The organism is Rhodoblastus sp. (genome assembly GCF_041915505.1).
Classification (GTDB): Bacteria; Pseudomonadota; Alphaproteobacteria; order Rhizobiales; family Beijerinckiaceae; genus Rhodoblastus.
The window spans coordinates 2069-6697 of sequence record NZ_JAYSBG010000189.1; the positions used below are offsets into that span (position 1 = coordinate 2069).

At 70.0% G+C, this 4629-nt stretch carries 4 protein-coding genes; 2 read left to right on the forward strand and 2 right to left on the reverse strand.

The features are described from left to right. Positions 1-1862 (reverse strand): AAA family ATPase (locus ACE3S9_RS12360; RefSeq protein WP_374546767.1); only part of this gene is annotated, 1862 nt, incomplete at its 3' end. Continuing rightward, positions 1859-3097 (reverse strand): exonuclease SbcCD subunit D, encoded by a 1239-nt coding sequence (locus tag ACE3S9_RS12365; protein WP_374546768.1) that lies wholly within the window; start codon positions 3095-3097, stop codon positions 1859-1861. The genes ACE3S9_RS12360 and ACE3S9_RS12365, both read right to left, overlap by 4 nt. Positions 3098-3215: 118 nt before the next feature. On the opposite strand from ACE3S9_RS12365, the gene ACE3S9_RS12370 reads away from it, so the two are divergent. Then, positions 3216-4040 carry a carbon-nitrogen hydrolase family protein gene (locus ACE3S9_RS12370; protein WP_374546769.1) on the forward strand — a complete coding sequence of 275 codons (825 nt, stop codon included), beginning with the start codon at positions 3216-3218 and terminating at the stop codon, positions 4038-4040. A 65-nt stretch (positions 4041-4105) separates the two neighbouring features. Beyond that, a partial coding sequence (folP, locus tag ACE3S9_RS12375; RefSeq protein ID WP_374546770.1) for a dihydropteroate synthase occupies positions 4106-4629 on the forward strand: 524 nt, incomplete at its 3' end.

The following is a 4629-nucleotide window of genomic DNA, read 5'->3' on the forward strand; positions in this document are numbered from 1 at the left end:
AGCCGGCCGTGCTCCAGCGTCAGCGCGTCGAGCGTCGCCGCCGCGCCGTCCTGTTCCACTTGCGCGGCCTCAATCGCCTCTCGTTCGCCTTCCGCCGCCGCGGCCTGCGCCGCATTGGCCAGCAGGGCGTCGGCGTTGCGGTCGGCATCGGCGGCCAAAGCCTCGAACAGCAGCGCCCGGTCCCGCAGACGCTCGGGCGCGGCGGGCGTTTCGTCGGCGACGAGCGCGCGCAAATCCAGCCAGGCCCGGTCGCGGCGGTCGCGGGCCTCGCGCAGGCTGGTGAGGCTGGCGATGGGGCCTTGCCGCTCCAGATTGTGCAGCCGGGCGCGCGCGGCGACGAGGCGTTCCCCCGCCTCCTGCGCCTTGAGCCGCGCCTTGGCTTCGCGGGCCGAAAAATCCTCGAAGGCGCGCGCGGCGCGCTCGATCGCGGCGGCGTCCGGGCTGGGGCTGCGCGCGAAACGCTCGGCATCGGCCAAAGCCGGCGAGAGCCGCCCGCGCTTTTCCTCCAGCGCGCGGGCGTTCGCGGCGCAAGCGCGCGATAAATCCCGCCAGCTCGCGTCGAGCGTTTCGATCTCCCCGAAAGCGTGTAGTTTTTCCCGCAACACGTCGGCCTCGGGCAGATCGTCGCGCGGCGCGGCGTCCGCGGCGCCGAGGCGGCTTTTTTCCTCGGCCAGCGCGCGTGCGGGATCATCCCTCAGCGCCAGCAATTCGCGTCCGCGCGCGGCGAGTTTTTCTGCGCGCAGCAGCGTCGCCGCATCGGGCAAGGCGGCGCGCAAGGCCTCGACGCCCGCGAGCCCGCAGGTCTGGGCGCGAGCGAACAGCATCTGCCGCGCCTCGCGCAAGGCCTGTTCGCGCCGGGGCAGGTCGGCGGCGGCCTTTTCATAGGCGCCGCTGGCGCGGATCAGATCGTCGATGGGGTCGGCTTCGGCGAGCAGCGCCGCATCCGGCGCGGCCGCCTCCATTTCCCGTCGCGCCGCCTCGCGTGTCTCGCGCGCCTGTTCGGCCTGCTGCAAAGCGGCGTCGCGGGCGGCGAGCAAGGCGACGAAACCTTGCGCGGCCTCGGCGGAAATCGAGGCGAGATCGTCATGAAGCGCGGCCTCCGCACGCAGGCGCGCGAGCCGGGCAAGGATCGGCGCCGCCTTGCACAGGCGCTCCAGCCGCAAGGCCTCGGCCTGGGCCTCGCTGTCTTCCCGTTCGATCGCCGAAAGCTGTTCGCCGGCGCTCTCGATCGTCTCGCCCAGCGCTTTCAGGGCGCTTTCCGAGACCAAAGCGGCGCGTTCCTGCGCGCGCGCGGCGTCGAAACGGTCGAGCGCCTGATAGAAGGCGCGATGGCTGGCGCGGCGGTCGTCGAAGATTTGCTCCGCCTCCGCCTCCAGGCCGGCGCGCAGATCGATCAGGCCGCGCAGGCCCGAGGCGGCGGCGAACAAAGTGGCGCCGATCTCGCCTTCCGCGCGCAGCATGTCGTCGCCGCCGGCGCGCAGGCTGGCGGCGTTGAGGCCGAAGGCGCGATGGAAAATGTCGCGCGTCGCGGCGCCCAGAAAGGGCGCCAGCGCATCCTCCGGCAGCGCGGCGCCGCTCGGGTCCAGCAAGGTGTTGCGGTCGCCGCGCCGGCGGAAGAATTGCAGGATCTGGCCGTTGCGCCCGCGCAGGGTCGCGCCGAGGCGCAGCTCCTTGGGGCGCAGGAAGGAGATTTTCTCGCGGCGCGGCGCGCCATAGAACAGATCGCCGAGCGCCGCCAGCGCCGAGGACTTGCCGGCCTCATTGGGGCCATAGACGATATGGACCGAAGCGTCCGGATCGAAAACCAGGCGCAGCCCGTCGAAGGGGCCGTAGCGGTCGAGCGTGAGATCGAGCAGCCTCATGACGCGCCGCCGTTTTCCGTCCGCGCCAGAACCATGTCGCGGGCCTCGCGCAGCAAAGCGTCGATCTCGTCGGCGAGACCGCCGCTATCAGGGTCGCCGGACGACGGCGCCTTGGCCGCGATCGTCGCCAGAGCCGCCCGCGCGGCCTCGCGCAAGGCGGGATCGGCGAGGCATTCGTCCAGCAAAGCCTCGAAGTCGAAATCGCCAGCGACCGGCGAAAAGGCTTGCGCGGGCTCGGTGTCGAGCACGAAACGCTCCAGCGCGACATCCTCATGGGCGCGCTGGGCGGCGGCCTCAATCTCGTCACGCCAGCGCGCCGGATCGGCGGCGAGGCGCCCGTGCAGCGGGCTGGCGCCGGAGACGCGAATGCGCAGGGCGAGCGGGTGTCCCTCCGCCTGTTCGGCCTCGGCGCGGGCGCGCGCCTCGACCGCGCGCAGCAGGCTGGCGGGGTCGTCGTGCTCGGCGGCGTCGAGCGCGATTTCGGCGAAGCGCGCGCGGTCGACGATGAGGCGGCGCAGGCCGGCGACCGCGCCATGCTCGACATCGACCAGCACGGCGCCTTTCGGGCCGGTCTCGCGGATGCTGCGGCCTTGCAGATTGCCGGGGAAGACCACCCAGGGATCGCGCGCGACCACTTCATGGGCGTGGACATGGCCGAGCGCCCAATAATCGTAGTTTTTCGCGCGCAAATCGTCGAGCGAACACGGCGCATAGACGGCATGGCCGGCGCGGCCGTCGAGCGAGGAGTGCAGCACGCCGATATTGAACCAGCCCGCCTTGGGCGCCGGAAAGCCGCGCGCCAGATTCTCGCTTTCCGCGCGGCGCGAAAAGCCGCGCCCATGCAGGGCGACGCGCAGGTCCGGCAGCTCGAAACTACCCGCTTTGCCGGTCGGAAATTGATGGGCGAGCTCTGGCAAGGAAAGGCTCTTGGTGACGACGGAGTCCGCGTCGTGATTGCCTTTCAGCAGGAAGACCGGGATGTTTTCCTTGGCCAGCCGCGCGATCTGGCGGTTGAAGAACAAGGCGATGGCGGCGTCGCGCCAGTCGCCGTCGAAAATGTCGCCGGCGAAAATGGCGAAGGCTATTCTTTCCTCCAGCGCGCGGTCGATCAGATCCGTGAAGGCGTCGCGGCTGGCGCGGGCGAGGCGGGCCGCCAGAGCCTCGTCGCGCAGGCTCAGGCCCTTGAACGGGCTGCCCAGATGCAGGTCGGCGGCGTGCAGAAAGGTGAAGCGCATGGCGATGGTGCGGAGGCGAATCGGCGCCTGAGTCTAAGCGCAAGGCGGCGGCGAAAGAAGCGCGCTTGTTTTCGCGCGCCGGAATTGCTTTGTTCGGGCGGCGGAAATCGAGGAAGCGATGAAGACCTGCGTGATCCAGATGAATTCGACCGGCGACAAGGCCGCCAATCTGGCGCAGGCGCGGCGGCTGATCGAGCAGGCGGTCGCGCTGGAGCGGCCGGACTGGATCGCCTTGCCGGAAGTGTTCGATTTCCTCGGCGGCTCAAGGGCCGAAAAATTCGAGGCGGCCGAAAGGCTGCGCGAGGGGCCGGCTTATGCGCTCTGCGCCGAGCTTGCCGCGAAACACGGCGTTTTCATCCATTCCGGCTCCTTTCTGGAGCGCAATGCGGATGACGAGCGGCTGTCCAACACCACCGTCGTGTTCGACCGGCGCGGCGCGGAAATCGCGCTCTACCGCAAGATCCACATGTTCGACGTCACCACGCCCGACGGCGCCGCCTATCGCGAAAGCGCGGTGTTCAGGCCGGGCGAGGAGGTCGTGACCTATCAGGCCGAGGGCGTGACCTTCGGCTGCGCCATCTGCTACGACATCCGCTTCCCGGCTCTGTTCCAGGCGCTGGCCGCGCGTGGGGCCCAGGCGATCGTGCTGCCGGCCGCCTTCACGCTGCAAACCGGCAAGGACCATTGGGAAGTGCTCTGCCGCGCCCGCGCCATCGAGACGCAATGCTATTTCCTCGCGCCAGCTCAGGTCGGCGCCCATCAGATCAAGGACGAGACGCGGCTGACCTATGGCCATTCCCTGATCTGCGACCCCTGGGGCCACAAGATCGCCATGGCCTCTGACGGGCCGGGCTTTGCGACGGCGCGGCTCGATCTTGCGCGCGTGGCCCAGGTGCGCGCCGCGATTCCCGCCGCCGCGCAGCGGCGCGCGGCCTTCGAGTGACGCGAGCGCGTCTTTACATCGTTCACCAGCGCGCGTAAGGCGGTTTTCCCGCAAAGGAGGGCCGTGTGGACCCATTCGCCAAAGCCCGCGCCGCCGCCGATGAACTGATCGGACGGATCGCCGCGCGCGCCTCCGGTCGGCCTTTGGTGATGGGCATTCTCAATGTCACGCCGGATTCCTTCTCCGACGGCGGCCGCTTCGCCGCGGTCGAAGCGGCGCTCGTCCATGCCGGCGCCATGGCGGCGGCGGGGGCGGACATCATCGACATCGGCGCGGAATCGACCCGGCCGGGCTTCGTTCCGGTGGACGCTACGGAGGAATGGGCGCGGCTCGAACCGATCCTCGGGCCATTGATCGAAAGCGTCGCGCCGCCGGTTTCGGTCGACACCACCAAGGCCGAAATCGCCCGCCGCGCGGCGGCGCTCGGCGCCGCGATCATCAACGACATTTCCGGCCTGCGCGCCGATCCCGCCATGGCCGAGGCCGCCGCCGAAAGTGGCGCGGCGCTGGTTGTCATGCACCATTGCGCGGAGATCGACCCGGAGCGCGACATTGTCGCCGATATGGCCGCCTTTTTCGACGAGACGCT